The sequence below is a fragment of the Mesorhizobium sp. M7A.F.Ca.CA.004.04.2.1 genome (assembly GCF_004022825.1).
Classification (GTDB): domain Bacteria; phylum Pseudomonadota; class Alphaproteobacteria; order Rhizobiales; family Rhizobiaceae; genus Mesorhizobium.
Genome location: NZ_RZPH01001578.1, coordinates 1 through 773 on the forward strand (window position 1 = coordinate 1; position 773 = coordinate 773).

Here is a 773-nt window from a genome sequence, read left to right on the forward strand (position 1 = left end):
GTCCGCAAGGTGATCGAGTATCGATGCAGGTCAACTGGCGGAATGCTGTGCTCCCATTCAGTGCGCGATCGTCCAGTCATGAGATACGCCGACCTTGGTTCGACGACGATGGTCCGGCGATCCCACTTGGCGCCATTCTTCCGCCGGAGCCGGAAGCTGCAAGGCGCCAGCAACGAAACACCCGCAACGTCTTCGAAATGAGGCTTGTCTCGATGCCAGCCGATGCCGGCGCCGGGCCGGTATTCATTGATCAACACTTGCGCGAAGGCCTCGGCGGGCTTGCCTGCCAACGCCGCGATCTGGTCGCGCAGGGCCAACAGGAAGTCAGGGATCGGCGGGGCCTCGACTACCTGGCGCCTATCGTAGTCGTAGCGCAGGCCAAAACCCACGACGCGCCGGTTTGCCAGATGGCCATGGAAATCGAACGCCTCGAAAGGCAGGCCTTCGAGATGCCGGGCGAGTTCGGTTTCTTCTTGCGCGGTGATAAGATCAGGCTGGTAGAGGAAGCCTTCCGGCAGGTCGTCGGCAGCACCAAAGAGATCGTGCTGGAGCCCGGATGAGCCGGAGCCGAGTGTTTTCGATTTGGGTGCCGCCATCCCAGCTAGATGGTGAAGGCCAGCCCGCCTGGCAATATCGGAACCGAGCCAGCATCTGCACCCCACCCTGTGGACATCACCGCATCAAAGCCTGCCAATCCGGAGATTATCGGGGTGACGGTATTCTACTCAGGATTTCGCGGGCATGCCTTGAATGCGACCGAGGGAGGTTGCATG

The 773-nt window shown here is 61.1% G+C and carries 1 protein-coding gene; it reads right to left on the reverse strand.

Annotated elements, in window-relative coordinates; translation table 11 throughout:
* Positions 1-596 (reverse strand): alpha-ketoglutarate-dependent dioxygenase AlkB (locus EN893_RS36250; protein WP_164901509.1); only part of this gene is annotated, 596 nt, incomplete at its 3' end.
* Positions 597-773 lie beyond the last annotated feature (177 nt).